Genomic DNA, 24,568 nt, shown 5'->3' on the forward strand with positions numbered 1-24,568 from the left:
CGGCCCGGTTGAGGCCTATACCTACCTGCCAGGGAACGATTTGTTGACCAGAGGTGCCGAGGTGCTGTCGGGGCCGTAGTCGCTCTCGCCGCTGATGGTCAGCAGTTCCTGCAGTTTAACCCGGGCCCGGTTGACCCGGCTCTTGATGGTGCCAACGGCAACGCCAGCTATCTCGGCTGCTTCCTCATAGGAAAAGCCTGAGGCGCCGATCAGCACGATGGCTTCGCGTTGGTCATCGGGCAGCTGATCAAGCGCCTGCTTGAAATCGGCCATGTCCAGCTTGCCATATTGTTCGGGGTGAGTGGCGAGGTTGGCGGCGAAGACACCGTCCGGATCGGGCATTTCCCGGCCCTTGCGGCGCATCTGGCTGTAAAATTCGTTTCGCAGGATCGTGAACAGCCAAGCCCGCAGGTTGGTTCCGGGCTCAAAGCTTTCCTGCTTGCCCCAGGCCTTCATCACCGTTTCCTGAATCAGGTCGTCAGCACGGTCGTGGCGGCGGGCGAGCGAGAAGGCAAAAGCGCGCAGACTGGGGAGGGTGGCCAACATTTCCCGCCGGAATGAAAAGGATTCGGCCGCGTCAGCGGTGAGAGAGTCGGAGACACCCGTTTCAATTCGAGCCATTTTTGCCACCCGAACGTTCTGCCTGATCCAGCTGTTCCAGCAGGTCAAGGAGTTGATCGGGGATCGGCTCCTGTTCCACTGATTTGTAGTAGCGTTTCAACTGCGATGCGATCGCATCGGTTGTTCCGCGGTCGGCGGGATTCGCCCTGCCTTTGTTTGATTTGTCGATCATACCCACCCAGCTCTTTCAAAATGAACACATGCATGCAGAATGCGCGAGATAAAAAAAAGTTCCAAGCCTCCGGAACTTTTTTTTAGCCAGCGCGTTTTAGCAATGTTGCCACGTCCACGGGACAACCAAGAGGTCTAATATGTCGACACTTTCCATGCGCATTGCGCCGCACCTGCCTTATCTCCGTCGCTTCTCGCGCGCAGTCACCGGATCCCAGACATCCGGAGACGCTTTTGTCGCCGCCATGCTTGAGGCCTTGATTGCCGATCTCAGCATTTTTCCGAAATCCGGCAACGACCGCGTTGCGCTATACGGTCTGTATTCCAAACTCTTTGACAGCCTTTCGGTTCCGGTGCCCGAATATCCGACACCGTTTGGCTGGGAAAAGAAGGCTGCGGCGAATCTCGAGGCGGTTACGCCTGATGCGCGCAAGGCATTTCTGCTGATCGCGGTAGAGGGGTTCACGCCCGAGGAGACTGCCGAGATTCTCGGTGTGGACAAGGACGGAGTATCCGAACTGATCGACAAGGCCGCCAAGGAAATATCCGATCAGGTCGCCACCGACATCATGATCATCGAAGACGAACCGCTGATCGCCATGGATATCGAGGATATGGTTGAGGCACTCGGCCACCGCGTGACTGGAATTGCCCGGACCCATACCGAAGCAATGGAGCTGTACAACCGGACCAAGCCGAAAATGGTGCTGGCCGACATTCAACTGGCTGACGGAAGCTCCGGTATCGACGCGGTCAATGATATCCTGAAGAACGATACGCTGCCGGTGATCTTCATTACCGCTTTCCCGGAGCGCTTGTTGACAGGCGAGAAGCCGGAACCGGCGTTTTTGGTCACCAAGCCGTTCAACCCGGATATGGTCAAGGCGCTGATCAGCCAGGCGCTATTTTTCAACACCGCCACAGAAACGATGAAGCTGACCGGAACCAATTAGAAAACAGCGCGTTGGTGGAGCATCGAATGACAAAGGAGATTTTCGATGCTTTACTACGCTCTCGTATTTCTTGTCGTCGCCATCATCGCTGGCGTCCTTGGGTTCGGTGGAATTGCCGGCGCCTCGGCCGGCATCGCTCAATTTCTGTTCTTCCTTTTTCTGGCGTTTCTGGTCATTTCTCTGGTGCTGAATTTTGTCCGGAAGGTTTGACCGCCCGATTCGGGAACTGCAAAGTGACCGCGGGCGCTGGGCCAACTCCAGTGTCCGCTGCCGTCCGTTTCAGCAGCTTCATAAAGTCGATAAACATCCCATGACCCGCAATCCGTTAACAGATTCCGATCGGATGAGAATCAAGCTGGCGGGATTACGCAGCGCCGGCGTGTTCACGATGTACCAGGATGCGGATCTGGTGATACGTTTTGTTGCTAACTTCCCTTCAGATTGGCCAACCGAAATCGAGCTCGAGGGTCAGACGGACACCGCGCTTTTTGGTGACCAGGCTTCGAAAGTAGCCGCTGCCAAGCTTCGAGTGCTCGATGGCGGAGGCGCAAGCAAGCTTGAGGTGTTGCGCGACGTTGATCAGGATCCGCACTGGTTTCTTTTGAAAATGGTGCCGGATATCGATGCTAGCGGTGCCGTCATCGGCGTATTCACCACAATTCTGGATATCGATGACGTGAAGTACCGCGAAGCGGTGCTGAAGACGCTGTTGCGCGAATTGAACCATCGCTCGAAAAACTTGCTGGCAATTGTCCAGTCGATCGCCACACAAACCGCGCGGTCGTCGGACGACTTGCCGGGGTTCCTGTATTCCTTCCGCAACCGCATCCAGTCCATGGCCCAGTCGCAGGATCTGGTTACCGCATCTGACTGGCGCGGCGCGGAATTGTTCGCGCTGACCAAATCCCAACTGCAACCGCTGTTCGGAAAACTGCCGTCAGCGTTCAACATGGTGGGTGACGATGCTTACCTCGCACCCAATGCTGCCTTGCACCTCGGTCTGGCGCTACATGAGCTGGCCATCGATTCGCTGGCCAAGGGGGCACTCGGCCCGGCAGGCGGCGGCGTCGAACTCTCTGCCGAAGAGCGCACCAGTGATCAGCAAGAGCCGCAGCTGATTGTGACCTGGACGGAAACATTTGCCAGGCCGCTGAGTGAGCAGGACATTGGCTCATCGCAGAATAAGGGCTTTTCAAAAACAGTGCTCGGTCGGGTGGTGCCTCAGGCGTTATCGGCTGAGGTCCATCATGAGCTGGACAAGGATCGAATGATCTATCAACTGACAATTCCCGACAGCCAGTATGAGTTTCGGCTGAAACACTGACAGGTTCGCGTTAAGCTGCGGCATCAAAGTTGACACTTCCGCAAGCTTTCATGGAACTTGCGTGATGCCCGGGCGTTTATTCTCCAAAGGAGAAACGTCATGGAACACATCGCAGCCTTCATGTTGCTGATTGCCTGCAGCGACGATCGTCAGGCCTGTTCGGAACAGCCCGCACCAGCAGTGGCCTATGAGACTGTGCAGCAATGCGAGCTGGAGCTTTCGCCAGCGATCGCCTCGATCTCGCAGATCAAGGAAAAGTCCTTCGGCAAATGCGTCGAGGTTGATCCGGCGCTGTTTTACGAAGATGCCGAAATCGTTTGGGACGTCACGTCTGCCGGAGGCATCGAGGTGGCCGTCCAGCTGATCAATCCTGATATGGATATCAATGAGGTCGCACAGGCACCGCAGTCAGACAATCAGACTCCGGCCAGCCGGTTCAATTGATCATCTCTGTGCAATGGCGCGCGCAGGCTGCATTGAAATCAGCCTGCTTCAATCATCAACTGCGAAGTCCAGACGGCGGTGCAGGAAATCGAGATCAGAACTGAGCGGATCGCCCGCACTCGCTGTCTCAAGCAACACCTTGCCATGCGCAGCGATCAGTTTTCTGGCATCGGGACCGGCGACCGAGTAGAGCGAATTCAGCACCACGCCGAGATGGTCCAGCATCATGACGTTGCCTCTGGCGGCCTGACGAAGCGGGTGCAGTGACATGTTGAGCAGGTCGTTGAGCGACAGGCCGGGCACTTTCAACCGGGCCACCCCATCTTCGTCGCAACGCACATCTCCCCGCAGTCCTTCAGACACAGGTTTTACCAGCGCTGCCGCAATACGGTCGGCGCAGGCGATGGCGGTAAAGCTGTCATTGACGCCGGGCGATAGCGCGCGCAAAGCGATTTCCAGCAGAATACGAATTGAAAACCGTATGTCATCAACCGCCCCGCGATAGGGCTCGAGGCTGATCGCCCGGGACACAGAGCCGGAAGCCTTTTCCTTGTCCTCCGAGAACCCGGCCATGGCCAAGGTCTGTCCGGACAACACAAAATCACCTGGAGCCACCTGTACAGATATGTAGGTCTCGTGCTGTCGCGCCAGCTTGAGCAGAGCCGCTTCATCAATCAGTGTGACATATCCGGACCGCTCGGCCTTGATTGCCGTTTCCAGGCTCTCCTCCTTGAAGTCTTCGGTATCAGCACCGGTTTCAACCAGCAGCCTGTTGATCTGCCGTTCGAGTTGCTCCGAAATTGTCGCCACTTCGGCGTCAATCGTGACGCTTTGCGAGACGGAATGAACAAAGTGGATCACCTGCAGAACCGAGATTGCGGCCAGCAGGAAGGCCAGGGCGACCGACATTTCTGGCCGAAAGTCCGGTCCGGTGGCACGCAGGATCGAAAGCGAATAGAGAAACGTTCCACCAAGGAGCCCGGCGGTGATCTGATTGACTCGGTCGCGCGAAAACCGCTGCAGAAGCCGTGGTGCGATGTTGCCGGCTGCCAGCGTAAAAACCACCAGCATGATCGAATAAACCAGGCCCAGGGTGGTGATTGCGGCCGTCGCGATGGTTGCCAGCAGAGATCGCGCGGTGTCGGTTGATATGGCAAGCCAGAAGGGCAGGGGATCTCCGACAATCGGAAACCGCGCATCGAGCCATACGAGCGGTATTGCCAGTACCCAAAGACCAATGGCGATTGCGCCGGGAACGCCAAGCAATCCGTTCAGGGTGACGAGGGATTTCATTCTCATGGACGCATCTTTCAGATCAGCAGGCATTTCCCAGGGCGCTGCATTGCACGCTCTGATTAACAGGGATAGAGGAATGCTTCAAATGTCACAGTCGGTCGGCAAACCAGATGGCAATCGCGCGCCGTATTTCAAATAAGCCTGTAAACAGCGGAACCAAATTGAGCAATTGACGTTGATGAGGCGAGCCGACGGAAGATTGCCAACGGCTACCGAACAAACCGTCACAAGGAGTTTTGAGATGAACTGGGATATCGTTGAAGGCAAGTGGAAAGAATACAAGGGCAAGGCAAAGGCACAGTGGGGCGAACTCACCGATGACGACCTTGACGTTGTTGAAGGCCGCCGCGACGAATTGGCCGGCAAGATCCAGGCCCGTTATGGAAAGACACGCGACGAAGCCGAGCGCGAAATCGACAACTGGCTCGACGACAAGTAATCGCCTACCAAGAGAACCCCGGCAGCCTCCCTGCCGGGGTTCTTTTCTTTGCGAAAGAGATTGATATGACCGCCAAGAACCAAAGTGCGATTCCGGCCGATGCAAGTCCATTGGTTCGGCGTCTTGGGAAAGCGGTCTTGTTGACCTCGGAGGAGGTCGATTATCTCGAAACCATGCAGGTCAACCAGGCCGCGATCGCAAGGGGTGAGAGTTTTGTTCAGGACGGAGAGCCGTTGCGGGTCACGTTCCTGATCCGGCGCGGATGGGTGATCCGCTACAGGCTGACGCCCGCAGGACGCCGCCTGATAATCGGTGTGTCGTTGCCGGGCGATTTCATCGGCTTGCATGTCAATTTCAACCACACATCGATTTTCACCGCTGCAGCGCTGACCAACGTATCCCTGGCGTTGATCGACCCGGTTCGTATTCTCGAGATCCATCGGCGCTTTCCGGTTCTGGCGTCGGGGCTTGACTGGATGACCGTGCGCCATTCCAACATTCTTGCTGAACACAAGGTCTCGCTGGGCGCGCGCACCGCGGCGCAACGGATCTTGCACTTCCTGCTGGAGTTGTGGGTTCGTCTCGAGCAGGTCGGTCTGGCGACAGACAAAGGGTTTGAGCTTGAACTCACCCAGGAGCAAATCGGCGATTGCATGGGGTTGTCCACTGTTCACGTCAACCGCTCGCTCAGCCGCCTTACCAGGGACAAACTGATCCACAATGATAAGGGAATTATGACGTTCCCGCATTTGAGCCGCGCGATTGACTTCGCCGACTTTGATCAACGTTTTTTGATGGACTTTTCTGCCATTTCCGACGCCGGCACTTTGAAAGGCCGGACGGTGAGGAATTGATTTTCGGTTAACCTGGTTTATAGACGGACTTCTCGGCTCCGCTTAAGTGTGCCATTGATCTTCCGGCCAATATTTGCTGCTATTTCCTGGGCATGGGGGACATCTGGAGGCTCATTATTCCCGGTTATGTTCTCCCGCCCTTGGCCAATGAGGCACGACCGCTCCGGTGGATTGTGTCCGGTTATGTGAAGAAGAGTATGGGTTTGTTGTATCGACTGCAGCCAGCGTTGGTGTTTTTTGTTGTCGTGTTCGTGGGTCTGCTCACGGCAGCAGCATCCTGGTACACCATCGATCAGGCCAACCGGATGAGCTTTGCAGCGATGGCCGATCGCTCTGTGCAACGCTTGCGTGACCGCATCGACAATCACATATTGCTGATCAAATCCACCGAAGCACTGTTTGCCAGCCTTGGTGAAGTCCCCAGCGCCGAGCAATTCAAGACCTATGTCGGCCGGCTGCAGAAGACCGAACAATTCAGCGGTGTTCAGGGCATCGGTTTTGCGCGCTATGTGCGCACAGGACCGCAATCGGATGTGGCAATCTCCGCCGAACTTGCGCGCAATTATGACGTGGACCGGGCGCCTTGGCCCGAAACCAGCGAGGAAAACCGCACTCCCATCGTCCTTCTGGAACCGAAAACGGAGCGAAATGTAGCGGCTCTCGGCTATGACATGTATTCGGAACTCACACGCCGGGCTGCCATTCTGGCTGCGCTCACAGAACAGCGCTTGCGCGCCTCGGCCGCGGTGAAGCTGGTTCAGGAAAAGTCCGATGAGCCGCAAGCCGGATTCCTGATTTACATGCCGTTTTTCGCCAAAAACTCCGGTCGGCCTCTGGGCTTTGTCTATGCGCCGTTTCGCGTAACCAATCTTTTCGAATCCGCGTTCCGGCGCGTACCGGTTTCTCCTATTCACGTCACAGCGTGGGATGGTGAGCCTGCTACCTCCAGTCTGATCTACGAGTCGGATGGTCACCCCAGCAACCGGATTGGCGCGGACCACACGGTCGTGACGGCGATCGAAGTGGCGGGGCAAACCTGGACGCTCGAAATCCGCCCCTCTGAATTGTATCATTCTCCGGTCGACCAGACCCGATCGGTCATGCTGGCGATTGCCGCGTTTTTGCTCGCTGCCGCGCTGGCGACATCATCACGGTCGCAGCAAAGAGCCATCGAGGTTGGCGAAACGCTACGTCATGAAACCGAACGGGCGCTGACCGAGCGCGAGTTCCTGCTTCAGGAGATGAAGCATCGCATCAAGAACATGATTGCACGGGTACTGGCTATTTCGCGTCAGACAGCGCGGTCTTCCGAGACCTTGCCGGAATTCACGCAATCCTTTTCCGCACGGCTGCAAGCGATGGCTGCCTCACAGGATCTACTGGCGCGCACAGCCTGGCAGGGTGCGGATCTCAAGACGCTGCTCAGCCAGGAACTCAGGCAGATTTTCGGCGACGAGCTCGATGAAGACCATTTGTACGGTCCCGAAGTCGAACTGAACGAAACCGCAGCACAGGCCTTTGGTCTGGCCTTTCACGAGCTGGCCACCAATTCGCTAAAATATGGTTCGGCCCGCTTCAATTCAGGAAAACTCGAAGTGTCCTGGTCGGTGAAAAATGTCAGCGGCAGGCATCGCGAACTCGTCTTGAACTGGTCCGAACGCAGCGAAACTCCGTTGGAGCCGCAAGACCCCGATGCAGGTGGCCATAAGGGCGGGTTTGGAACACGACTGCTCGACGCCACCATGCGGATCGAACTGGGCGGATCGATATCCAGTTTGCCGCATGACCTCGGCATTGACGTCACCATCAAGGTGCCTTTCGACAAGGTGATATCAAACCCCAAACCGGCAAGGACTGCCAGGGAACGACGCAGCCGCAAAAGTTAGGCCGTTGTGACAGACAAGTTTTCCTGACAGCACACCTGGTATTCCAACCCGCTCGCAAAGCCGCGCATTCAGGCTGATGCGGGGCGACATGCATGCTGCATTCCCGGAACAATAGCCCCCGGCCGGCGTTGTTGTGTCTTTAAAGGGGAAGTCCGCATGAAACGACCGTATCGCATCGACCCGCCGGTGGTCCGCATCGATGCGCGCACAAACATGGATGCGAGCCTTCAGTCATTTGCGCATTTTGCGGTCATTGCCATTGGTGTGGTCGCGATCTTTGCGGCGCTTGACTACACCCAGTCGCTGCTTGCTCCCATTTCGCTCGCCGTTGTCACCGGCTTGATGGCGTCCCCAGTGGCCACGGCGCTTGAGCGCCGGTTGCCGACATCCCTGTCGGCGGCAATTGTTGTCTTGTTGTTTTTGGGGCTCATTGGCTCGGCGGTTGCGCTGTTTTCGATGCCGCTTTCACTCTGGACTGAAAAATTGCCGGAAATCTGGCGCGAACTGCAGCGCCATTTGCTCGACTGGCGCACGGTGTTCGATACGCTGGGCGGTGTGCAGGAGCAGATCCGCACCATTGCCGGCGGCAAGGCGGAGATGACGGTCGACATTCAGGACAGCTCGGCAATCGAGGAAATCGCGACCCTAGCTCCGGCCCTGGCAGCGCAGATCATTCTGTATCTGGCAAGCCTCTATTTTTTCGTGGCGACCCGGCACTCGATCCGTACCAGTGTGCTGTCGCTGTGTTTCAGTCGCCGTTCGCGACTGAGAACGGCCCGCATTTTCCGTGATGCCGAATGGTTCGTTTCCAGATATCTGCTGTCGATCTCGGTAATCAATGCAGGCCTTGGCCTGGCGACCGCTGCGGCCATGTGGCTGATTGGTGTACCGCAACCGTTCCTGTGGGGCATGCTGGCCTTCATTTTGAACTATGTCGTCTATATCGGCCCCGCTGTGATGGCCGGTATCCTGCTCGGAGTTGGTCTGGCGACCTGGAACGCACCGCCGGCGATTTTCTTTCCGATGGCAGCATACCTGACCCTCAACATGATAGAGGCGCAGTTCGTTACCCCGCAGGTCATCGGTCGGGCTGTCACGCTCAATCCTTTCTTTGTATTCTTGTCATTGGCGTTCTGGATCTGGCTCTGGGGTCCCGTCGGCGGCCTTCTGGCGGTGCCGTTCCTGCTCATGGGCTACGCCGTGATGCGCAATGCCGTTCCGATTGCCAGGGCATCAGAACACATCAGGCCGACCAATAAAAAAATGTGAGGTTTGTGGGAACCGAAAGAGGTGGACAGCGTTTCCAATCTGTCAACGCCGCCGAGCCAGCCCCGCGCTCTCACACACGGACCAGCCCGGCGAGCACCTTTCGATGCAAAGAGGAAATTATCATGTTTAAGATGCTTTTGGCCAGTACCGCCCTTACCGCCCTTGTGACCACGTCTGCTTTTGCAGCAAGCCACGCAGCAGCCACAGACACCAACGCAGCCACAACCACGACAGCAACCACAGATTCAGCCGATATGGCACAGTCTAATGTTGCCACGCACGGCAGCACGCTTGCCAGCGACATCATCGGTTCTGCCGTTTATGGGTCGTCTGCTGAAGATGCCGAGATGATTGGCGACGTAAACGACATCGTCATCAGCCCTGAAGGCGAAGTTGCCTCCGTTATTATCGGTGTCGGCGGCTTCTTGGGTATCGGCGAAAAGGATGTCGAACTCGAATTTGGCGCCATCGAATGGGCTGACCGCGACGGCGACCGTTGGCTGGTTGCCAACATGACCCGCGAACAGCTTGAAGCCGCTCCGGCTTTTGATCGCGCGACCATCTACACCGAAGCCCGCTCGGAATCAGAGCCAATGGCGACCACGGACAACATGGCTACCGCGCCTGCCGACCCGGCAGTAAACCCTGCGGTTCCTGCTGACCAGACAGCTGAAGCAACAACCTCGGAGCGGGTTGCCGAAGGCGAAAGCGCCGTGGCGGCTGCCGAAGAGAAGACCATGACGATTGATCGCATGTCGATGACGGCTGTGACCGCTGCCGACCTCAGTGCAGAAAACCTGATTGGCCGCACAGTCTATGGCGCCAATGATGAAAACATCGGCGAAATCGGCGACGTGCTGCTCAGCGCCGACAACAAGATCGACGGCTTCGTTCTCGATGTTGGCGGTTTCCTCGGAATGGGTGAAAAGGAAGTGGCTGTTTCGCCTGAAAACCTCGACATCCGCGCCGATGCTGATGGCGACCTGACTGTCTTCACGCCCTTCACCCAAGAGCAGCTTGAAGGTCAGCCGGAATATGACGAAGGCACCTGGGAAACGGACCGCGATTCCATGATCATGATCGCACCTGCTGGCTAAGCCAGACGGAATGCCAAAATTAAAAGGTCCGCCGGAGCAATCCGGCGGTCCTTTTGCATGAAAAAAACCGCAACTGGAGGGAACCGATGTGGGGGTGGCGCGTTGGTGCGGTGAACCCAATCAAAGGAGACTTTCCATGGCCTTAGGCAAATCCACACGCGACGACAAATCCAATCCGATGGTTGATGATATTGCGGAACGCACCGCCCGGATCAGGGAAGAACTGACAGCACTCGGCGAAGCACTTGCAGGTGCTGGTGCACTCAAGGCCGGCGTCGCCCGTGAAGCTGCGGAATCGCGCGTCGACGACATTCTTCGCAATGGCGAAAAGCTTGTCTCCGAGATGTCCGGCCAGTTCTCCAGCGCCGAAAAGAAGGTCAGCGCCAGCGTGCGGGACAATCCGCTGCAGGCGGTCGGCATCGCAGTTGCCGCCGGCTTCCTCACAGCCTTTCTGATGCGCCGGTAATCCGGCATGTTGTCCAATGTTCCCATCGCTACAATCGTCTCGGCTTTTGCCGGGGCGAAAGCGCGGCAGATCAAACGTGATGGCATGGTGCTTGCCTTTGTCGGCCTGATGACCTTGCTGGCAAGCGGAGCGCTCTTGGGGGCCTTCGCTGTGTATGTCGCGGAAACTCATGGAGCCTTTTATGGCCTGCTGTCTGCGGCCGGACTGGCGATAGTTCTGGGTCTTTTCGCGCTGGCCATACGGGCATGGTTGCGCATGAGAGCCAAACGGCGTCAGCGGATCGCAGTGACCAGCACCGCGTCCGCTTTCGCGATCTCTTCGGCCTCGAGTGCGATCGCCCAGAACAAGACAACCTCCATCATCGCGGGACTGGTCATAGGCCTGGCAGTCGGCGCGATAGCGCGGTCCGGCCGAAGCTGAACGCGAATGCCAGTTTAGAAGGAATCTATAACATGGAAGATCCAATCGATCCCATCAAGGTCCGTCAGGCACGACAGGGCAAACCGGTGCTGCTCATTCTGGTGGTCAGCATGGTGCTGGCGCTGGTGGCTGCCTGGGTGCTCTGGGGTGCTTTCAACGATGTGGAGGGCACCACCTATCTGCCGACCAACACAAGCACAGTTCCCGGTGTTGCGCATTACGAATTGTTGGACGGCTACAGGGTCGTCTGACTGTTCCCGGCGCTGATATCGCGCCAGGTTACATCCCGGGCAGGCGGCTCAAACGCTGATCTTGAAACCTATTCGCAAGCCGCCCCAATGTCTGCCATCGACAATGATGGGTGCGGAGAGATCCTTCATCAAGCTGAACACTCCGCCGCCCATATCCCGGCGGTAGGTCTGCAAGACAAAGGGTTTTCTGTTGCGCCCCGCTGCGAGCCCGGTGCGGTCGTCGAACATGCGGCGATTACGGCAATTTGCCGTGTTCCAGATCGGATCCGGACCTTGCGGTCGCGAGAACACGTGATTGTGGGTCGGCAAGTAACCGTTGCGATCAACCGCGGCACAAAATGTAACGCGCGGATCGAACTCCAGCATGGCTTCCTGGATCGGAGGCAACAGCCGGTCCGTATGTCGTGTGAAGCGTGTCATGTGCTGTTGCGGGTTTGTGCCCGGCAGTGGTTGATAGTCTTCATCGAACAGATCCGACATTGACAGAATGCCCGATTTGATCGTCTGCTCGAATATTGACGCCACTTCCGCGGCCTTGGCCATGCAGTGGCGGATGAGCGGCGTATCCTCGGTTTCAACGCCGCTTTGGGCGACTTCACCGATGACGTCTTCCGAAAATGACACCAGACGATCAATCTTGGTGCTGGCTGCGGTCAGCATTTCCGCGCTGTTGTGCACCTGCTTGTCGAGTTCCGAGACCTTGGCAAGGACGGTTGAACAGGCATGCGTGGTTTCCTCGACAGGAGCGCTGATGCGCTCGATTTCGGTGATCATTCCTGCGACGCTTTCACTGAAACCTGAAAATTTCTGCAACTCGGCTTCGATCTCGGTTGAGCGCCGAAACGCTGCGGTCGCCGCGGTCTCATTGTCGCTGTTCTGCTTTTGCATCTGATCGACAATTTCGCGCAGAGCCTGAAGCCGGGTCACCATGTCGCGAGATACGGTTCCGGTCTTGTCGGCCAGTTGCTTGACCGCGTCTGCAATGACCGCAAAGCCGCGGCCGGCGTCTCCGGCATTGGCTGCCATAATGCCGGCATTGACGGCAAGAATCTGGGTCTGGGTGGCAATCCCCTGAATGGCTTCGGAGAACGAATGGATTTCCGTGATCTGGGTCGAGACCGCATCGAGCACGCCGGTGGTTTCGGTGGCGTTGGTCGCCATCGACTTGATGTCGGACACGGCGTTGATGAGAATGCCGCTGACGCTTTGCGTGGTGGTTTCCAGGCCTTTGTGCGTCGACGTGGCCGCGACGATTGCGCCGTTCGAGGCCTCGGCAACGGTCTGGTTCGACCTGGCGATCATCGAGATGTCGCGGGTCAGCGAGTGCAGTTCCCCGGCCTGAAGCGACAGAGACCCCGACACATCGCCAATCATGCCGCTTGTGTCGGCAATATTGATCGACAATTCGCCGATCTGCGACCCGATCACGTTCATCGCCCGTTCGAGCTGAGCTTGATCCTGTGACGGCGACGTCAAGTCCTGTGTGTCTGGCGTTTCCTCATCGCGGAAATCTGTTGATTGGTCTCGATGTTTAACCTGCAATGCGTGCATTTTCTATTCTCCTCCACCCTGAGGAAGAAAAGCAGATCTAGGTTAACCACTGAATAATGACCGTTAATACATTGTCGCCAGCAGGCGCTATTCGCGCCAGAATGCGGGCAGCAGCAGCACCAGCACGGCCAGGATTTCCAAGCGGCCAAGCAGCATCAGAAAAACCAGGATCATTTTGGCGGGGTCGCCAAGCGAGCTGAAATTGCCGGCTGGTCCGATTACCGGTCCAATGCCCGGGCCGACATTGGCAAGTGCGGTAATCGAGCCGGAAATCGCGGTTTCAACGTCAAGGCCGGTGGCTGCCAGCGCGATTGACCCAAGCGCCCAGATGCCGACATAGGCGCAGACAAACAAGAACACCGTACGCTGCATGTCCGGCTCGACAGCCACCGATCCATAACGGACAGGGCGAACGCTGTTGGGATAGATCAATCGCATCAGACCGGCGCGGATGGAGCCGTAGATGATCACCAGCCGGTAGGCCTTGATGCCGCCAGCGGTCGAACCGGAGCATCCACCCAGGAAGGTGGCCATGAACAGGATCACCACCGCCAACGGCCCCCACTTTGTGTAATCGGTGCTGGCGAAGCCGGTCGTGGTGATGACGGAAACAACATTGAAGGCTGAGTGGGTGAGCGCCATGCCAAAGCTTTCATCCTGGCTCAGCCGCAAGCTCAGAGCGATGGTCAGCGACAGCACCACTACCAGCCCGGCATAGGCGTAGATTTGCGGATCGCGCAATGCATCGAGGCGTCCGCGCACAGCAAACAGGATCAGCACCGAAAAGGGCAGGCCGGCAATGGCCATGAAGATGGTTGCAGTCCAGACCAGGCCCGCGGACTGGAAGGCGCCGAAAGACGCATCATGGGTCGAGAACCCGCCGGTGGCCATGGTGGTCATGGCATGGTTGATGGCATCAAAGCCGCTCATGCCCAAGATCTTGTAGAGGATTGCGCAGGTCAGGGTCAGGCCGATGTAAATGGCAAAGAAGGCGCGCACGAACACGGCAAACCGCTCGAAAGGTTTTTCGGAGGTGTCGGAGGATTCCATCTTGAAGACGGTGAAGCCGCCGACCTTGAGGAACGGCAGTACCAGAAGTCCCAGCGCGACAATGCCGATTCCGCCAATCCATTGCAGCAGCGAACGCCACAACAACAATCCCGGTGGCGCCGAATCGAGCCCGGAGATCACGGTTGCACCGGTGGTGGTAACGGCTGACACGGATTCAAACAGAGCGTCGGCCATGTCGAGCCCGAGCGACGCCAGATAAAACGGAATGGCGCCGGTCACCGACAACACCACCCACAGGAGATTGACTAGCAAGAAGCCGAGGCGCCGCGAAAACGGTGCATTGGCACCGCGGGTTGCCGTAGCTGCGGCAAGACATACCGCACCGACCGAAAAGGATGAGACCGTAAACACTCGCCAGTCTGGATTGTCGAAATAGAAATCCACTGCTGCCGGCACCAGCATGGCCGCCGAGAGGTACAGTCCCGCCATGGATGCAATGAACACCGCGGATCGGATGGTCTGGGCGTGCAAGCCGTGTCCCTCTTGATTTCCCGATAAATCCGGTTCTGGTTGGCAACCGGCGGGTGGACGTGGCATAGACCGGCGATGAGCGAAAAACAATCACCAGATGCCTTCCGAGCCTGTGCCGACAGCGCACTTGACCACATGCGTACGCTGTTCGCAGCCACGCCGTTGCAACTCAACGATCATTTGTCGGCCAAATACGGCGCCCGCATCTGGCTCAAGCGGGAAGATCTGTCGCCGGTCCGGTCCTACAAGATCCGCGGCGCCTTCAATTTCATCCGCAAGGCGCTGGACGCCAATCCGGAGCAGGCGCTGTTCGTCTGCGCCTCGGCCGGCAATCATGCGCAGGGTTTTGCCTATGTCTGCAGGCACTTTTCACGCAAGGGCGTCATCTTCATGCCGGTGACAACGCCGCAGCAGAAGATCGACAAGACCCGGATCTTTGGCGGCGAGTTCATCGAGATCCGCTTGATCGGCGATTTTTTCGACGCCTGTTACGATGCGGCACGGGAATTCGAACGGGTGGAAGGCGCGCTGATGGCGCCGCCATTCGACCATGATGACATCATCGAGGGGCAGGCGACCGTTGGCGCCGAGATTGCCAGCCAGTTGCCCGAGGGCGAGACACCGGACCTGATCGTGCTGCCTGTGGGCGGCGGCGGGCTTTCGGCGGGCATGGCGCGCTATTATGAAGGGCTGGTCGACAATGACCGGTTCCTGCTGACCGAACCTGCTGGCGCACCCAGCCTGAAGCAAAGCCTTGAGGCTGGTCACCGGGTCAAGCTCACCAAGATCGACAATTTTGTCGATGGCGCGGCTGTGGCGGAAATCGGCGAGCGCAATTTCGAGATACTGAAGCGGTTCCGCCCGGATCAGGTGATGGTCGTGCCGGAGAATGCAATCTGCCTGACCATGACGACGATCCTGAACACCGAAGGCATTGTGTTGGAGCCAGCCGGTGCGTTGTCTACGACTGCGTTGGAAATGCTGGGACCGGAAGCTCTGGCTGGCAAGACCGTGGTGGCAGTGGTTTCGGGCGGTAATTTTGATTTCGAACGGTTGCCCGACGTCAAGGAACGGGCGATGCGCTATGCCGGAACCAAGAAATACTTCATTCTCCGCCTGGCGCAGCGGCCCGGCGCCCTGAGCGACTTTCTGGCCTTGCTGGGTCCGGAAGATGATATCGCCCGCTTCGAGTATCTGAAGAAATCGGCGCGCAATTTCGGTTCGATCCTGATCGGCATCGAAACCCGCCAGCCGGAGAATTTCGCGCATCTGATCGAGAAATTTGACCAGGCAGGGCTGAGCTATCAGGACATCACCGACAATGAGATCATTGCCAGTCTGATCATCTGAACCGTCATCCAGACCCGTTCATCTCTATAGTTTCGCGATCCAGGCCGCCGTCTGCTTGGCCAGGCGGTCCGTGGTGGATGGCGACAGCGCGTCTCCGGCGATGACATGATTGTTCGGATCATCGCTGTCAGTCACCTCGATAGTCTCTGATGGTCCGCCCCAGGCGGCGGCCCTTTTACTGGCCAGTTCGGCTTGAATGACCTGATCCTGCGGCGAATAGACAAACAGCGACGGGATAGAGATTTTTCTGACGTCAACCGCTTTGGCAAGATCCACAAGCATGGCCATCTGAAGCAGGGCGAGGCTTGGATACTCCGTGGTCCAGAATCTGGTGCGCATTTCATTCTTGGGCTCAAACGAGCGGCGTGGCCCAAGTATCAACCGCACCATCTTTTCGGCCCATGGCATGGTCAGCAAACTCGAACCGGCGGCCTGGACACCATAATTTGGTGAAATCTGCACCAGCCCAGCGACATCGCGCACCAATTCCGGTTGCGATGCGCCCCAGACGGCAAGCGATGCTCCGGTCGATGTCGCCCACGATGACAACGCGTTCACCCAGTCTGCGCCCGATCGCCATCGCCTCGGCGAAGTCATTGGCCCAGCCGTGAACACTGCCTTCGATCATGGCGTCGCCGCTGCGTCCGTGGCCCTTGAGGCGGACATAATAGAAATTTGCGCCGAGTTGCGCGGCGATGAGATCGGCGAACGGCCGGGTTTCTCCCGGGCTGGCCGAGAAGCCGTGGATATAGACGATGGCCAGCGGCGTGCGGGCTTTCGAGGCCGGATAGGCCCAGATGATCTGCCGCTCGTTGCCGGGCCGCAGATCGGTAACTTGCGCTTCGGATTGTGCCACATAGGCATTGAGATCTTCGGGCAGGGAGGCTTCATCGAATTCGATATTGGTGTCGGTCACCGGGCGTGGTCCCAGGGCGAAGGCAGCAACGCCGACAACAGTCAAAAGGCCAATGAAATACAACACTCTGCGTATCCTTGAAGCCCGCTTTGCCACGTCAGAAATCTCCCCTCAGGCCAGCATCGTTCGTCGATAGGCGAGTTGACCTTAGTCTAGTTTAGGGAAGGTTGGCGTGCAATGGTTATCGCGCCATCATGGAGATGGCCGCTCGATGGGTTTTGGGGTTTGTCGCAGATATCAAGCCGGCTGACGGTTGTCCTTGAACATCCGGTAATAGCTTTCGACTTTGGCGCGGTTGTTTGATGTCAGCACCAGTTCGGCACCGATGCGTGGCGGACGGTTCCAGCGGGCGGTTCCGATCAAAAGCCCCATTTCTTCGGTTTCGACAGTGATCTTGTCACCGGCGCCAACCGGGATGTCATTGTAGAGCATCAGGCAGATGCCGTGCTGGGAGAGATCAAGGACTGCGCCTGCAGTCTTCTGACCCATGCAGTCAATCCTTGCCGCCAAGCGTGTCTTGTCGCGATTGATGGCGCGCCCCTTAAATCCCTTCATGTGCAATTACTCCCTTGGCTAACAGGAAACCAGTGTGACAATCGGCGGTAAGCAAAACGCTAAAATAGGATCTGAAAATCGAACGCGGTTAAGGCGGGGTGAATCGTTGACAATGACGCGCGAGATTTTGGCATCAGTTTTGCCGCGCAACCGGGCTGGACCGGGCCGCGATGCGGTCAGTTGTGCCGGAGTTGTTTGAAGTAGCTGTCCACCTTGGCTTCGGTGTTGGACGAAAATTCCAGTTGTACTCCTACCCGGGACTGGTGGGCCCAGCGTACGGTGCCGCTCAGAAAGCCCATTTCCGCCGTGTCGAGGGTGATGGTGTTTCCAAAGGCGGCCGGGATATCGGCGGAGAGGTAGAGGCAAACGCCGAGTTTGGAGAGATCAAGCACCGAGCCGGCGGTTTTGTGCCCCTTGCAGTTGATCATCGCTCGCATGCGGGTTTTGTCGCGCTGCGCCGCGCGGCCTATGAAACCTTTCATGCTGTTTGCTCCTGTGAACCCGATGGAGCTCAAATCGTTTCACCTCAGCGTCATCAAAAGGCTAATGCGCCACCGAAATGATCATGTATTACTTTTAAGGGTGAAGTGGAGGGAGTTGCCGGGTTTGCGGGGCTGTTTTGAAGCGCGGTAAGGCCGATGTGAAACAATGGATCCCGGCGCCGGAAGGCCGGGATCCACACCTTCAGAATTGTTCAGAGGGTGATGCGGAACAGCGAAAAACCGTCCGCACCGTCGCCTGCGGGCTCGATTGAAACACCCTTGACGCCTGACGCGAAATCCTTGGCCCTGGGCCCGGTGGAGAACAGCGCGGTCGCACCTTCAACCGGAGCAAAACTCCAGTTGGCGTCAGCGGAGGGATTGATCGTTCCCTGTTCGACTATGTAGCGGACGATGACATCGCGGTTGGTGTCGGGGGCCTGGAAGACAACCTTGTCCGGACCGATGTCAGGGAACTTGCCGCCGCCGCCACCGCGGTAGTTGTTTGTGGCGACAACAAATTTCTGCTCAGGATCAACAGGTTGCCCATTGAAGCTGAGATTCTGAATCCGGCTGGAATCGGCGTTCTGCAGCTCTCCCTTGGACGTGTATTTGGCGGGTTGAGTAAGATCGACCTGGTAGGTGACACCGTCAATGACGTCGAAATTGTAGGACGGGAAATCACCGTTGATCAGTTCCACATCCTGAGCGCCGGGAGCTATCTGATTGAAAATGCCCGCCGACATTTCCAGCCACTCCTTGACCTGGGCACCGGTGATTACCACGGCCTGGACCGTGTTGGGGTAGAGATAGAGGTCGGCGACGTTCTTGATGGCGATGTCACCGGCGGGGACGTCAGTGTAGTAGTCGGCGCCGCCGCGTCCGCCGGCCTTGAAGGGTGCGGCTGCGGAGAGCACCGGCAGGTCCTTCCACTCGGTCTGCGACAGCATGTCGGTGATGTACCAGGTCTGTGCCTGACTGACGATCTGGACTGAAGGATCATCGGCGACCAGAGCGAAGTAGGAATGCAGCGGTGCCGATGTCTTGCCGACGGCGGTGCGCACATAGGCGAGTGCGGCGTCATGCTCAGCCTGGGCGGCTGCCAGGACTTCCGGTTTGTCAGCCACGAGTGCGACAACCTTCTTGTCGACGCGCTCGTAGATCGGCCGGGCTTCGGAGGTGTGATTGACGATCTTCCAGGCGTTGCCATCGCGTTCCAGCATCAAGTCGATGAGGCCGAGGTGCGATCCCCAGAACCCGCCCATGACGCCGGGCTTGCCGGAGATCGTGCCCTTGGCGTTGTCGACGCCGGCAAAACCGTCAAATTTCGGTCCCGGAAAATCAAGATGGCTGTGTCCGGTGACGATGGCGTCGATACCCGGAACGGCCGCAAGCGGCACGGATGCGTTTTCGAGATTTTCGGCCCAGTCTTGCTGGCCGATGCCGGAGTGGGACATGGCGATGACGATATCGGCGCCTTCCTCGCGCATTTGCGGCACCCAGGCTTCGGCGGCCTTGACGATGTCGCGGGTGGCAGCGTTGCCGGTCAGGTGACGGGCATCCCAGGTCATGATTTGCGGCGGGACAAAACCGATCAGCCCGATCTTGACCGGATGCTCGACGCCGGCGCCATCGGTGATCATGCGCTCGAGGATCATGTAGGGTTTGAGGAACAGATCGTCATCGCGTGGATTGGCAGCCAGCGTGCCCCTGGTCAGATTGGCGCAGACCATCGGGAAATTTGCCCCGGCTATAACGTTGAACATGAAGTCGAGGCCATAATTGAACTCGTGGTTGCCGAGCGTTCCGCCGTCATAGCCCAGCACATTCATGGCAGCGATGACCGGGTGCATGTCACCCGCCTTCATGCCGCGCTCATAGGCGATGTAATCGCCCATAGGGTTGCCCTGCAGGAAATCGCCATTGTCGACGAGGATCGAATTGCGGGCTTCAGAGCGGATCTGGTCGATGATCGAGGCGGTGCGGGCCAGCCCCATAGTGTCGTTGGGCTTGTCGCCGTAATAATCATAGGGGAAGACATGCACATGCAGGTCGGTGGTTTCCATGATCCGCAGATGCGCCTGATTGGCGTTGGCGCGGGCGGTGAACGGGTGGACCAGGGCGAGGGTTCCAGTTGCGGCAATGCCACCGAGCAGTGCGCGGCGCGAGATTGGATGCAGCATGTTGAGATCGCGTTGGTCTTTCATGGACTTTCTCCTCACTGTTGAACTAAAATGAACACCTTGCTGACCGTCTGAGCGGACTGTCTGGCGCGCTGACCGGAGTTTGGCGCTGATAACCTGTCCGTTGCTTGTGCCGGAAAGGCCTAATCGCCAAGTGTGATCCGCAGATGACGCTTGTGCAACTGAATTGATGAGAGACGTGGTGGCGTGTCACCCTGCGCGTGCGCCCCGTCAGATGACGATAATGAGCTTGAGGAAAATCAGATGGCCGGAATCCTGGACAGCATTCGCAACCTTTTCGGCGGAAATTCCGCTTCCAACCCGCCGCAGGCGGCGAATGAGCCGGACGTCTACAAGGATTTCCTGATCTATGCCGAACCGATCGCCGAGGGCGGCCAATGGCGGCTGGCAGGCCGTATCGTCAAAGGTGAGGGTGAGGCGGCGAGGGAGCACAAGCTGGTTCGCGCTGATGTTTTTTCCAACCGGGATGAGGTGGAGGCGGCGACACTGCGCAAGGCCCGGCAGGTGATTGACGAGCAGGGAGATGCCGTCTTCTCGTAGCCTGAACACGGCCTATCAGCAGGTTTGCTCGGAACGCTTCAACCAACGGGGCACAAGAATATGGCGCGGATTTCGAGATCCGCGCCATGAGACTGATCGGTGATCAGAGATGTCTCGGGTGATCAGTCGAAACTGACTTCGTCATCGCCGAGATAGACGTTGCTGGCCTCACAGATGTCGATCGTATGCGGCTCATCGAGCACTTCGGTGTCATCTTCACCCAACCAGCCTGCCTGGAAAACCTGGTCGCAGACACAGGTGTCGGCGGTGAATTCGGCGGTGGCCTTCTGACCTGGATCCATATCCTCACCGAGCCAGTTCGTACTCCAGTTGGCACCGTCGTCCGGGCTTGTGTAAAAGCTGACCAAGGTGTTGTCAGCGGCATCATTGTGGATAGTGAAGACGCATTCGGCGCCGGTTTGAGCCAGGGCTCCGGTCGCGGTGATGAATCCGGAGAAAAGCAGTGCTGCTGACAATTTGATGAGTTTCATGGGGTTCCCCCGGTTGTGATTATTATTCGTCCCGGCGGAGAGATTATCGCAAATTTTGCGGGCCGTCTGCAGTCGGGAAGTTGCGGATGACGGTGCTTTGCAATGAGGTCAATGGCACAGATTTGTCAAGCTCAACGCAGGGGGGCGAGGCAACCTCAATCAAGCTAATCCGGTTGGCGAGCTGCCCTGAAAATATCACAATCATTTTGGGAACGAGGCATCGGTTTCCGCGTTATCCGGACATGGTCGACGGCACTGGCAAACACCATGTGATTTGCCCTTGAAGTGTCGGCCAATGCAGAAAAATCCGACGGCTTTCGCCACCCTAAAGGAGTATCTCATGTCCACACTCACCAAGGAAAATTCCTCCGTGATCGGCAGCGACAAGGTTGCTGGCACCGAGGTCTATGATCGTTCCGGCCGGCACATCGGCTCCATCGAAAAACTGATGATCGAAAAGGTCGGCGGCAAAGTATCCTACGCGGTGCTGAGCTTCGGCGGTTTCTTCGGCATCGGCGACGATCACTATCCGCTGCCCTGGGAAAAGCTGCAGTATGACGAGGAACTTGGCGGTTACCGGGTTGACGTCACCAAGGAACAGGTCGAAGGCGCGCCGAAATATGATCGCGGTTCCGACTACGACTGGACCTTGTCCGCCCAGGAGCGGCTCTATGCCCATTACGGCCAGCCGCCCTATTGGCGCTAAGACAGCGTCCATGTGCGCAACGTGACGTGTTGAACGTCACGCGGCTTGGTACGGCAACAGGATCGACCGTCGAGAATCTCGGCGGTCGATCAGTTGTGCCAAGTTGATCCGTCATGCCAGCGCGGTGGCGTCCTCGCGTTTGGCGATCTTGTGATTGTCTTCGTTGCTGCCGTTTTTCCAGTAGCTGGAGATATAGAGGTTGCTGGTGTCCAGCCCGCGCTCGCTGCGGAAATAGTCTCGCAACTGCCGCATGGTCGAAAATTCGCAGGCCACCCAGACAGACGGATTTCCGGCTGACCAGTCAACGTTTCTGACACGGTTGACCAGCAAGTGGCTGTCATCGCCCGGATGAGGATTGACCACCCATTCAATGACGAAATTCGTGGGCTTGGCGATGTTCTGGATATCGGCTTCGTCCATGACCTCGATCACCGCCGTGCCGATGGCGGTATCGGGCAGCATTTCGATGTTGCCGGAGATTGCCGGAAGCGCGGTCATATCGCCGACCAGCAGATACCAATCGGCATCTTCATGGACCAGTTTGCGCGGCCCCGGTCCGCCCACCAGGATGGTGTCGCCGACTTGCGTGTTCAGCGCCCAGAACGTTGCCGGGCCGCAAATCTCATGCAGGGCAAAATCGACATCGATTTCATTAGTGCGGTGGTTGCGCACGGTGTAGGTGCGGACCACGTCTCTGCCGGTCTCTGCATCGGGCAAACGCAGCTTGATATAGGCGCTGGTCTGATCCTCGGGGAAACCGGCAAGTCCGGGACCGCCAAGAGTTATCCGCAACATGTTGGGCGTCAACTGGCTCTTGCCGGTGACTTCAAGTCTGCGGGGGTCGGGACGTGCCATGATCTAGTTCCTGATTTTCAAGTTTGGAGCGTATCTAGCAGATCACGCTGGAAATAACATGACAAAAATACTCACCTATTCAGCTCAAGCCGACATTCGGCCTGTCGATGATTTCGCGCAGCGCAAAGCTCGAGTTGATCTTGACCACATGGGGCAGGGCGGAGAGCCAGTCGCGATGGATCCGCTCATAGTCCTCGAGATCACGTGCCGCGACCCGCAGGATGTAGTCATATTCACCGCTCATCAGGTAACAGACCAGCACATTGGGGCAAAGCTTCACCGCGGCTTCGAATTCGGTCAGGGTCTTGGCGAATTGGCCGGAGAGCGAAATATGGACGATAGCTATCATTCGGTAGTCGAGTGCCTTTTGAGACAATCGGGCGTGATAGCCTTTGATGACGCCGGTTTTTTCCAGAATGTCGAGCCGTCGGGAACAGGCTGATGCCGACAGACCGACACGCTCGGCAAGGGCCGCGTTGGAGACCCGGCCCTGATTTTGAAGCACCTTCAAAATCTCGATATCGAGTGCGTCCAGCTTGTCCATGCGCAGAAAATCCGAAGATTGGTGTGATCTGCGCAATAATATTCGAAAAATGTGATCTGGACAAGCTTACTTCGCAAGGACCTTTCACGGTTGAAGTGTTTGACTGGGCTGCATTGAAACTCGATCTGGCGCCTGAGGCGCCGGTGATTGCTCGGAGGAAACGTCAATGCGTGTAGGCTGCCCCAAGGAAATCAAGAATCATGAGTATCGCGTCGGACTGACGCCGGGCGCAGTCCGCGAATATGTGGCGCATGGCCATGAGGTGATTGTCGAGACCAAGGCAGGCATGGGCATTGGCGCGGATGACGCGGCCTATCAGGCGGCCGGCGCCAAGATCGTCGGCAGCGCCAAGGAAATCTTCGAGCGTTCCGACATGGTGGTCAAGGTCAAGGAACCGCAGCCGTCCGAATGGGCGCAGTTGCGCGAAGGCCAGTTGCTCTACACCTATCTGCACCTGGCTCCGGATCCCGAGCAGACCAAGGGCCTGCTGGCTTCAGGCTGCACGGCAATCGCCTATGAGACGGTGACCGATGATCGCGGCGGCTTGCCATTGCTGGCGCCGATGTCGGAAGTCGCCGGACGACTGGCGATCCAGGCCGGCGCCACCTCGCTGCAGAAAGCCACCGGCGGACGCGGTATTCTGCTGGGCGGCGTGCCGGGTGTGCTGCCGGCCAAGATCACCGTCATTGGCGGCGGTGTGGTCGGGTTGAATGCGGCCAAGATGGCCGTTGGCCTGGGCGCGGATGTCACCATACTCGACCGCTCGTTGCCGCGGCTTCGCCAGCTCGACGACATTTTCAATGGCCGGGTCCATACCCGCTATTCGACCATTGAAGCGCTGGAAGAAGAAGTGTTCTCGGCTGATGTGGTGGTTGGCGCCGTGCTGATCCCGGGTGCTGCGGCACCCAAGCTTGTCACCCGCGAAATGCTGTCAGGCATGAAGAAGGGTTCGGTTATTGTCGATGTCGCCATCGACCAGGGCGGCTGCTTTGAAACCTCGCATGCCACCACCCATGCTGAGCCGACCTTTGAGGTCGACGGTGTGATCCATTATTGCGTCGCCAACATGCCCGGCGCGGTGCCGATCACCTCGGCGCATGCGCTCAACAACGCCACGCTTCATTATGGCCTGATGCTGGCCGACAAGGGCCTGAAGGCCATTGCCGAGGACCGGCATCTGCGCGCCGGTCTCAACGTCCACAAGGGTCGCATCACCAGCCGCCCGGTGGCCGATGCGCTCGGTTATGAGCTGGCCGATTTCGATCAGGCGCTCAAGGTCGCCTGAATTGACATCATATCGGTTTGAAAGCCTGTCTCATGGCCCGTCCGCATCCCGTCATGCGG

At 57.8% G+C, this 24,568-nt stretch carries 29 protein-coding genes; 16 read left to right on the forward strand and 13 right to left on the reverse strand.

The genetic code is table 11. The features are described 5' to 3' along the window. Positions 1 to 21: 21 nt before the first annotated feature. Positions 22 to 621, reverse strand: a complete 600-nt coding sequence (locus IMCC20628_RS08415) for an RNA polymerase sigma factor (protein ID WP_047029849.1) — start codon at positions 619 to 621, stop codon at positions 22 to 24. Continuing rightward, positions 608 to 793 carry a NepR family anti-sigma factor gene (locus IMCC20628_RS08420; RefSeq protein ID WP_047029850.1) on the reverse strand — a complete coding sequence of 62 codons (186 nt, stop codon included), beginning with the start codon at positions 791 to 793 and terminating at the stop codon, positions 608 to 610. The genes IMCC20628_RS08415 and IMCC20628_RS08420 overlap by 14 nt, the downstream gene beginning before the upstream one ends. A gap of 139 nt (positions 794 to 932) precedes the next feature. Between IMCC20628_RS08420 and IMCC20628_RS08425 the strand changes: the two genes are divergently transcribed. From IMCC20628_RS08425 to IMCC20628_RS08440, 4 genes are all read left to right on the forward strand, one after another. Then, positions 933 to 1,745 carry a response regulator gene (locus tag IMCC20628_RS08425; protein ID WP_047029851.1) on the forward strand — a complete coding sequence of 271 codons (813 nt, stop codon included), beginning with the start codon at positions 933 to 935 and terminating at the stop codon, positions 1,743 to 1,745. Between the two features lie 45 nt (positions 1,746 to 1,790). Beyond that, positions 1,791 to 1,955, forward strand: coding sequence for a DUF1328 domain-containing protein (locus tag IMCC20628_RS24645; protein WP_047029852.1), 165 nt, complete (start codon positions 1,791 to 1,793; stop codon positions 1,953 to 1,955). Positions 1,956 to 2,055: 100 nt separating this feature from the next. Then, entirely contained in the window at positions 2,056 to 3,069 is a 1,014-nt protein-coding gene (locus IMCC20628_RS08435) for a PAS domain-containing sensor histidine kinase (RefSeq protein WP_047029853.1), read from the forward strand. A gap of 99 nt (positions 3,070 to 3,168) precedes the next feature. Beyond that, positions 3,169 to 3,513, forward strand: coding sequence for a hypothetical protein (locus tag IMCC20628_RS08440; protein ID WP_047029854.1), 345 nt, complete (start codon positions 3,169 to 3,171; stop codon positions 3,511 to 3,513). Positions 3,514 to 3,561: 48 nt separating this feature from the next. On the opposite strand, the gene IMCC20628_RS08445 is transcribed toward IMCC20628_RS08440, so the two are convergent. Continuing rightward, positions 3,562 to 4,812, reverse strand: coding sequence for a DUF2254 domain-containing protein (locus IMCC20628_RS08445; protein WP_197078419.1), 1,251 nt, complete (start codon positions 4,810 to 4,812; stop codon positions 3,562 to 3,564). Between the two features lie 238 nt (positions 4,813 to 5,050). On the opposite strand from IMCC20628_RS08445, the gene IMCC20628_RS08450 reads away from it, so the two are divergent. The 8 genes from IMCC20628_RS08450 (at position 5,051) to IMCC20628_RS08485 (ending at position 11,491) form a co-directional block, all read left to right on the forward strand. Further along, a complete protein-coding gene (locus IMCC20628_RS08450) occupies positions 5,051 to 5,248 on the forward strand; it encodes a CsbD family protein (protein WP_047029856.1) in 198 nt (65 codons plus the stop codon). A gap of 65 nt (positions 5,249 to 5,313) precedes the next feature. Continuing rightward, positions 5,314 to 6,102, forward strand: a complete 789-nt coding sequence (locus IMCC20628_RS08455) for a Crp/Fnr family transcriptional regulator (protein WP_047029857.1) — start codon at positions 5,314 to 5,316, stop codon at positions 6,100 to 6,102. 197 nt (positions 6,103 to 6,299) lie between these two features. Next, complete coding sequence (locus tag IMCC20628_RS08460) at positions 6,300 to 7,988, forward strand: CHASE domain-containing protein (RefSeq protein WP_052766357.1); 1,689 nt, start codon at positions 6,300 to 6,302, stop codon at positions 7,986 to 7,988. Between the two features lie 156 nt (positions 7,989 to 8,144). Then, the gene (locus tag IMCC20628_RS08465) at positions 8,145 to 9,257 is read left to right on the forward strand and encodes an AI-2E family transporter (protein WP_052766358.1); all 1,113 of its coding nucleotides are present in this window, start codon (positions 8,145 to 8,147) and stop codon (positions 9,255 to 9,257) included. 122 nt (positions 9,258 to 9,379) lie between these two features. Beyond that, the gene (locus tag IMCC20628_RS08470; protein WP_047029858.1) at positions 9,380 to 10,354 is read left to right on the forward strand and encodes a PRC-barrel domain-containing protein; all 975 of its coding nucleotides are present in this window, start codon (positions 9,380 to 9,382) and stop codon (positions 10,352 to 10,354) included. Positions 10,355 to 10,490: 136 nt separating this feature from the next. Further along, positions 10,491 to 10,820 (forward strand): DUF883 family protein, encoded by a 330-nt coding sequence (locus IMCC20628_RS08475; protein WP_047029859.1) that lies wholly within the window; start codon positions 10,491 to 10,493, stop codon positions 10,818 to 10,820. A 6-nt stretch (positions 10,821 to 10,826) separates the two neighbouring features. Then, on the forward strand, positions 10,827 to 11,240 hold the full coding sequence (locus IMCC20628_RS08480; protein WP_047029860.1) for a hypothetical protein: 414 nt from the start codon (positions 10,827 to 10,829) through the stop codon (positions 11,238 to 11,240). A gap of 32 nt (positions 11,241 to 11,272) precedes the next feature. Next, positions 11,273 to 11,491, forward strand: coding sequence for a hypothetical protein (locus IMCC20628_RS08485; RefSeq protein WP_047029861.1), 219 nt, complete (start codon positions 11,273 to 11,275; stop codon positions 11,489 to 11,491). A gap of 48 nt (positions 11,492 to 11,539) precedes the next feature. Here IMCC20628_RS08485 and IMCC20628_RS08490 read toward each other — a convergent pair whose 3' ends face one another. Continuing rightward, positions 11,540 to 13,042: a methyl-accepting chemotaxis protein gene (locus IMCC20628_RS08490; RefSeq protein WP_082128068.1), complete on the reverse strand. Its 1,503-nt coding sequence runs from the start codon at positions 13,040 to 13,042 to the stop codon at positions 11,540 to 11,542. A gap of 87 nt (positions 13,043 to 13,129) precedes the next feature. After that, positions 13,130 to 14,584: a TrkH family potassium uptake protein gene (locus IMCC20628_RS08495; RefSeq protein ID WP_047029862.1), complete on the reverse strand. Its 1,455-nt coding sequence runs from the start codon at positions 14,582 to 14,584 to the stop codon at positions 13,130 to 13,132. A gap of 75 nt (positions 14,585 to 14,659) precedes the next feature. Between IMCC20628_RS08495 and ilvA the strand changes: the two genes are divergently transcribed. After that, positions 14,660 to 15,934, forward strand: a complete 1,275-nt coding sequence (gene ilvA, locus IMCC20628_RS08500) for a threonine ammonia-lyase IlvA (protein WP_082128069.1) — start codon at positions 14,660 to 14,662, stop codon at positions 15,932 to 15,934. Between the two features lie 24 nt (positions 15,935 to 15,958). On the opposite strand, the gene IMCC20628_RS25595 is transcribed toward ilvA, so the two are convergent. The 5 genes from IMCC20628_RS25595 to IMCC20628_RS08520 all read right to left on the reverse strand — a co-directional run bounded on the left by IMCC20628_RS25595 (position 15,959) and on the right by IMCC20628_RS08520 (position 20,091). Further along, on the reverse strand, positions 15,959 to 16,273 hold the full coding sequence (locus IMCC20628_RS25595) for a hypothetical protein (RefSeq protein WP_245307896.1): 315 nt from the start codon (positions 16,271 to 16,273) through the stop codon (positions 15,959 to 15,961). Between the two features lie 13 nt (positions 16,274 to 16,286). Beyond that, complete coding sequence (locus IMCC20628_RS25600; RefSeq protein WP_245307897.1) at positions 16,287 to 16,916, reverse strand: hypothetical protein; 630 nt, start codon at positions 16,914 to 16,916, stop codon at positions 16,287 to 16,289. A gap of 171 nt (positions 16,917 to 17,087) precedes the next feature. After that, positions 17,088 to 17,405 (reverse strand): hypothetical protein, encoded by a 318-nt coding sequence (locus IMCC20628_RS08510; RefSeq protein ID WP_047029863.1) that lies wholly within the window; start codon positions 17,403 to 17,405, stop codon positions 17,088 to 17,090. A 176-nt stretch (positions 17,406 to 17,581) separates the two neighbouring features. After that, positions 17,582 to 17,887, reverse strand: coding sequence for a PilZ domain-containing protein (locus IMCC20628_RS08515; protein ID WP_047029864.1), 306 nt, complete (start codon positions 17,885 to 17,887; stop codon positions 17,582 to 17,584). A gap of 212 nt (positions 17,888 to 18,099) precedes the next feature. Next, a complete protein-coding gene (locus IMCC20628_RS08520) occupies positions 18,100 to 20,091 on the reverse strand; it encodes a bifunctional 2',3'-cyclic-nucleotide 2'-phosphodiesterase/3'-nucleotidase (RefSeq protein ID WP_082128070.1) in 1,992 nt (663 codons plus the stop codon). Positions 20,092 to 20,331: 240 nt separating this feature from the next. Here IMCC20628_RS08520 and IMCC20628_RS08525 point away from each other — a divergent pair, with 240 nt between their 5' ends. Beyond that, entirely contained in the window at positions 20,332 to 20,628 is a 297-nt protein-coding gene (locus IMCC20628_RS08525; RefSeq protein ID WP_047029865.1) for an HlyU family transcriptional regulator, read from the forward strand. 122 nt (positions 20,629 to 20,750) lie between these two features. Here the strand turns inward: IMCC20628_RS08525 and IMCC20628_RS08530 are convergent, their stop codons facing one another. Then, complete coding sequence (locus tag IMCC20628_RS08530; RefSeq protein ID WP_047029866.1) at positions 20,751 to 21,119, reverse strand: hypothetical protein; 369 nt, start codon at positions 21,117 to 21,119, stop codon at positions 20,751 to 20,753. A gap of 340 nt (positions 21,120 to 21,459) precedes the next feature. On the opposite strand from IMCC20628_RS08530, the gene IMCC20628_RS08540 reads away from it, so the two are divergent. After that, on the forward strand, positions 21,460 to 21,825 hold the full coding sequence (locus IMCC20628_RS08540; protein ID WP_047029868.1) for a PRC-barrel domain-containing protein: 366 nt from the start codon (positions 21,460 to 21,462) through the stop codon (positions 21,823 to 21,825). 111 nt (positions 21,826 to 21,936) lie between these two features. On the opposite strand, the gene IMCC20628_RS08545 is transcribed toward IMCC20628_RS08540, so the two are convergent. Next, a complete protein-coding gene (locus IMCC20628_RS08545) occupies positions 21,937 to 22,680 on the reverse strand; it encodes a siderophore-interacting protein (RefSeq protein WP_047029869.1) in 744 nt (247 codons plus the stop codon). A gap of 79 nt (positions 22,681 to 22,759) precedes the next feature. After that, the gene (locus IMCC20628_RS08550) at positions 22,760 to 23,224 is read right to left on the reverse strand and encodes an Lrp/AsnC family transcriptional regulator (RefSeq protein WP_047029870.1); all 465 of its coding nucleotides are present in this window, start codon (positions 23,222 to 23,224) and stop codon (positions 22,760 to 22,762) included. Between the two features lie 166 nt (positions 23,225 to 23,390). Between IMCC20628_RS08550 and ald the strand changes: the two genes are divergently transcribed. After that, a complete protein-coding gene (gene ald / locus IMCC20628_RS08555) occupies positions 23,391 to 24,509 on the forward strand; it encodes an alanine dehydrogenase (RefSeq protein ID WP_047029871.1) in 1,119 nt (372 codons plus the stop codon). Positions 24,510 to 24,568 lie beyond the last annotated feature (59 nt).

The organism is Hoeflea sp. IMCC20628 (assembly GCF_001011155.1).
GTDB lineage: Bacteria > Pseudomonadota > Alphaproteobacteria > Rhizobiales > Rhizobiaceae > Hoeflea.

Excerpts from the sequence above, each read along its gene's own strand:
- IMCC20628_RS08480 (WP_047029860.1), top strand. The coding sequence starts at position 10,827 with ATGTTGTCCAATGTTCCCATCGCTACAATCGTCTCGGCTTTTGCCGGG.
- IMCC20628_RS08520 (WP_082128070.1), bottom strand. The coding sequence starts at position 20,091 with ATGAAAGACCAACGCGATCTCAACATGCTGCATCCAATCTCGCGCCGC.
- IMCC20628_RS08445 (WP_197078419.1), bottom strand. The coding sequence starts at position 4,812 with ATGAGAATGAAATCCCTCGTCACCCTGAACGGATTGCTTGGCGTTCCC.
- IMCC20628_RS08525 (WP_047029865.1), top strand. The coding sequence starts at position 20,332 with ATGGCCGGAATCCTGGACAGCATTCGCAACCTTTTCGGCGGAAATTCC.
- ald (WP_047029871.1), top strand. The coding sequence starts at position 23,391 with ATGCGTGTAGGCTGCCCCAAGGAAATCAAGAATCATGAGTATCGCGTC.
- IMCC20628_RS08510 (WP_047029863.1), bottom strand. The coding sequence starts at position 17,405 with ATGAAGGGATTTAAGGGGCGCGCCATCAATCGCGACAAGACACGCTTG.
- IMCC20628_RS08465 (WP_052766358.1), top strand. The coding sequence starts at position 8,145 with ATGAAACGACCGTATCGCATCGACCCGCCGGTGGTCCGCATCGATGCG.
- ilvA (WP_082128069.1), top strand. The coding sequence starts at position 14,660 with ATGAGCGAAAAACAATCACCAGATGCCTTCCGAGCCTGTGCCGACAGC.
- IMCC20628_RS08460 (WP_052766357.1), top strand. The coding sequence starts at position 6,300 with ATGGGTTTGTTGTATCGACTGCAGCCAGCGTTGGTGTTTTTTGTTGTC.
- IMCC20628_RS08455 (WP_047029857.1), top strand. The coding sequence starts at position 5,314 with ATGACCGCCAAGAACCAAAGTGCGATTCCGGCCGATGCAAGTCCATTG.
- IMCC20628_RS08475 (WP_047029859.1), top strand. The coding sequence starts at position 10,491 with ATGGCCTTAGGCAAATCCACACGCGACGACAAATCCAATCCGATGGTT.
- IMCC20628_RS08515 (WP_047029864.1), bottom strand. The coding sequence starts at position 17,887 with ATGAAAGGTTTCATAGGCCGCGCGGCGCAGCGCGACAAAACCCGCATG.
- IMCC20628_RS08550 (WP_047029870.1), bottom strand. The coding sequence starts at position 23,224 with ATGGACAAGCTGGACGCACTCGATATCGAGATTTTGAAGGTGCTTCAA.
- IMCC20628_RS24645 (WP_047029852.1), top strand. The coding sequence starts at position 1,791 with ATGCTTTACTACGCTCTCGTATTTCTTGTCGTCGCCATCATCGCTGGC.
- IMCC20628_RS08440 (WP_047029854.1), top strand. The coding sequence starts at position 3,169 with ATGGAACACATCGCAGCCTTCATGTTGCTGATTGCCTGCAGCGACGAT.
- IMCC20628_RS08545 (WP_047029869.1), bottom strand. The coding sequence starts at position 22,680 with ATGGCACGTCCCGACCCCCGCAGACTTGAAGTCACCGGCAAGAGCCAG.
- IMCC20628_RS08420 (WP_047029850.1), bottom strand. The coding sequence starts at position 793 with ATGATCGACAAATCAAACAAAGGCAGGGCGAATCCCGCCGACCGCGGA.
- IMCC20628_RS08470 (WP_047029858.1), top strand. The coding sequence starts at position 9,380 with ATGTTTAAGATGCTTTTGGCCAGTACCGCCCTTACCGCCCTTGTGACC.
- IMCC20628_RS08435 (WP_047029853.1), top strand. The coding sequence starts at position 2,056 with ATGACCCGCAATCCGTTAACAGATTCCGATCGGATGAGAATCAAGCTG.
- IMCC20628_RS08490 (WP_082128068.1), bottom strand. The coding sequence starts at position 13,042 with ATGCACGCATTGCAGGTTAAACATCGAGACCAATCAACAGATTTCCGC.
- IMCC20628_RS08425 (WP_047029851.1), top strand. The coding sequence starts at position 933 with ATGTCGACACTTTCCATGCGCATTGCGCCGCACCTGCCTTATCTCCGT.
- IMCC20628_RS08530 (WP_047029866.1), bottom strand. The coding sequence starts at position 21,119 with ATGAAACTCATCAAATTGTCAGCAGCACTGCTTTTCTCCGGATTCATC.
- IMCC20628_RS08415 (WP_047029849.1), bottom strand. The coding sequence starts at position 621 with ATGGCTCGAATTGAAACGGGTGTCTCCGACTCTCTCACCGCTGACGCG.
- IMCC20628_RS08450 (WP_047029856.1), top strand. The coding sequence starts at position 5,051 with ATGAACTGGGATATCGTTGAAGGCAAGTGGAAAGAATACAAGGGCAAG.
- IMCC20628_RS08485 (WP_047029861.1), top strand. The coding sequence starts at position 11,273 with ATGGAAGATCCAATCGATCCCATCAAGGTCCGTCAGGCACGACAGGGC.
- IMCC20628_RS08540 (WP_047029868.1), top strand. The coding sequence starts at position 21,460 with ATGTCCACACTCACCAAGGAAAATTCCTCCGTGATCGGCAGCGACAAG.
- IMCC20628_RS25595 (WP_245307896.1), bottom strand. The coding sequence starts at position 16,273 with ATGCGCACCAGATTCTGGACCACGGAGTATCCAAGCCTCGCCCTGCTT.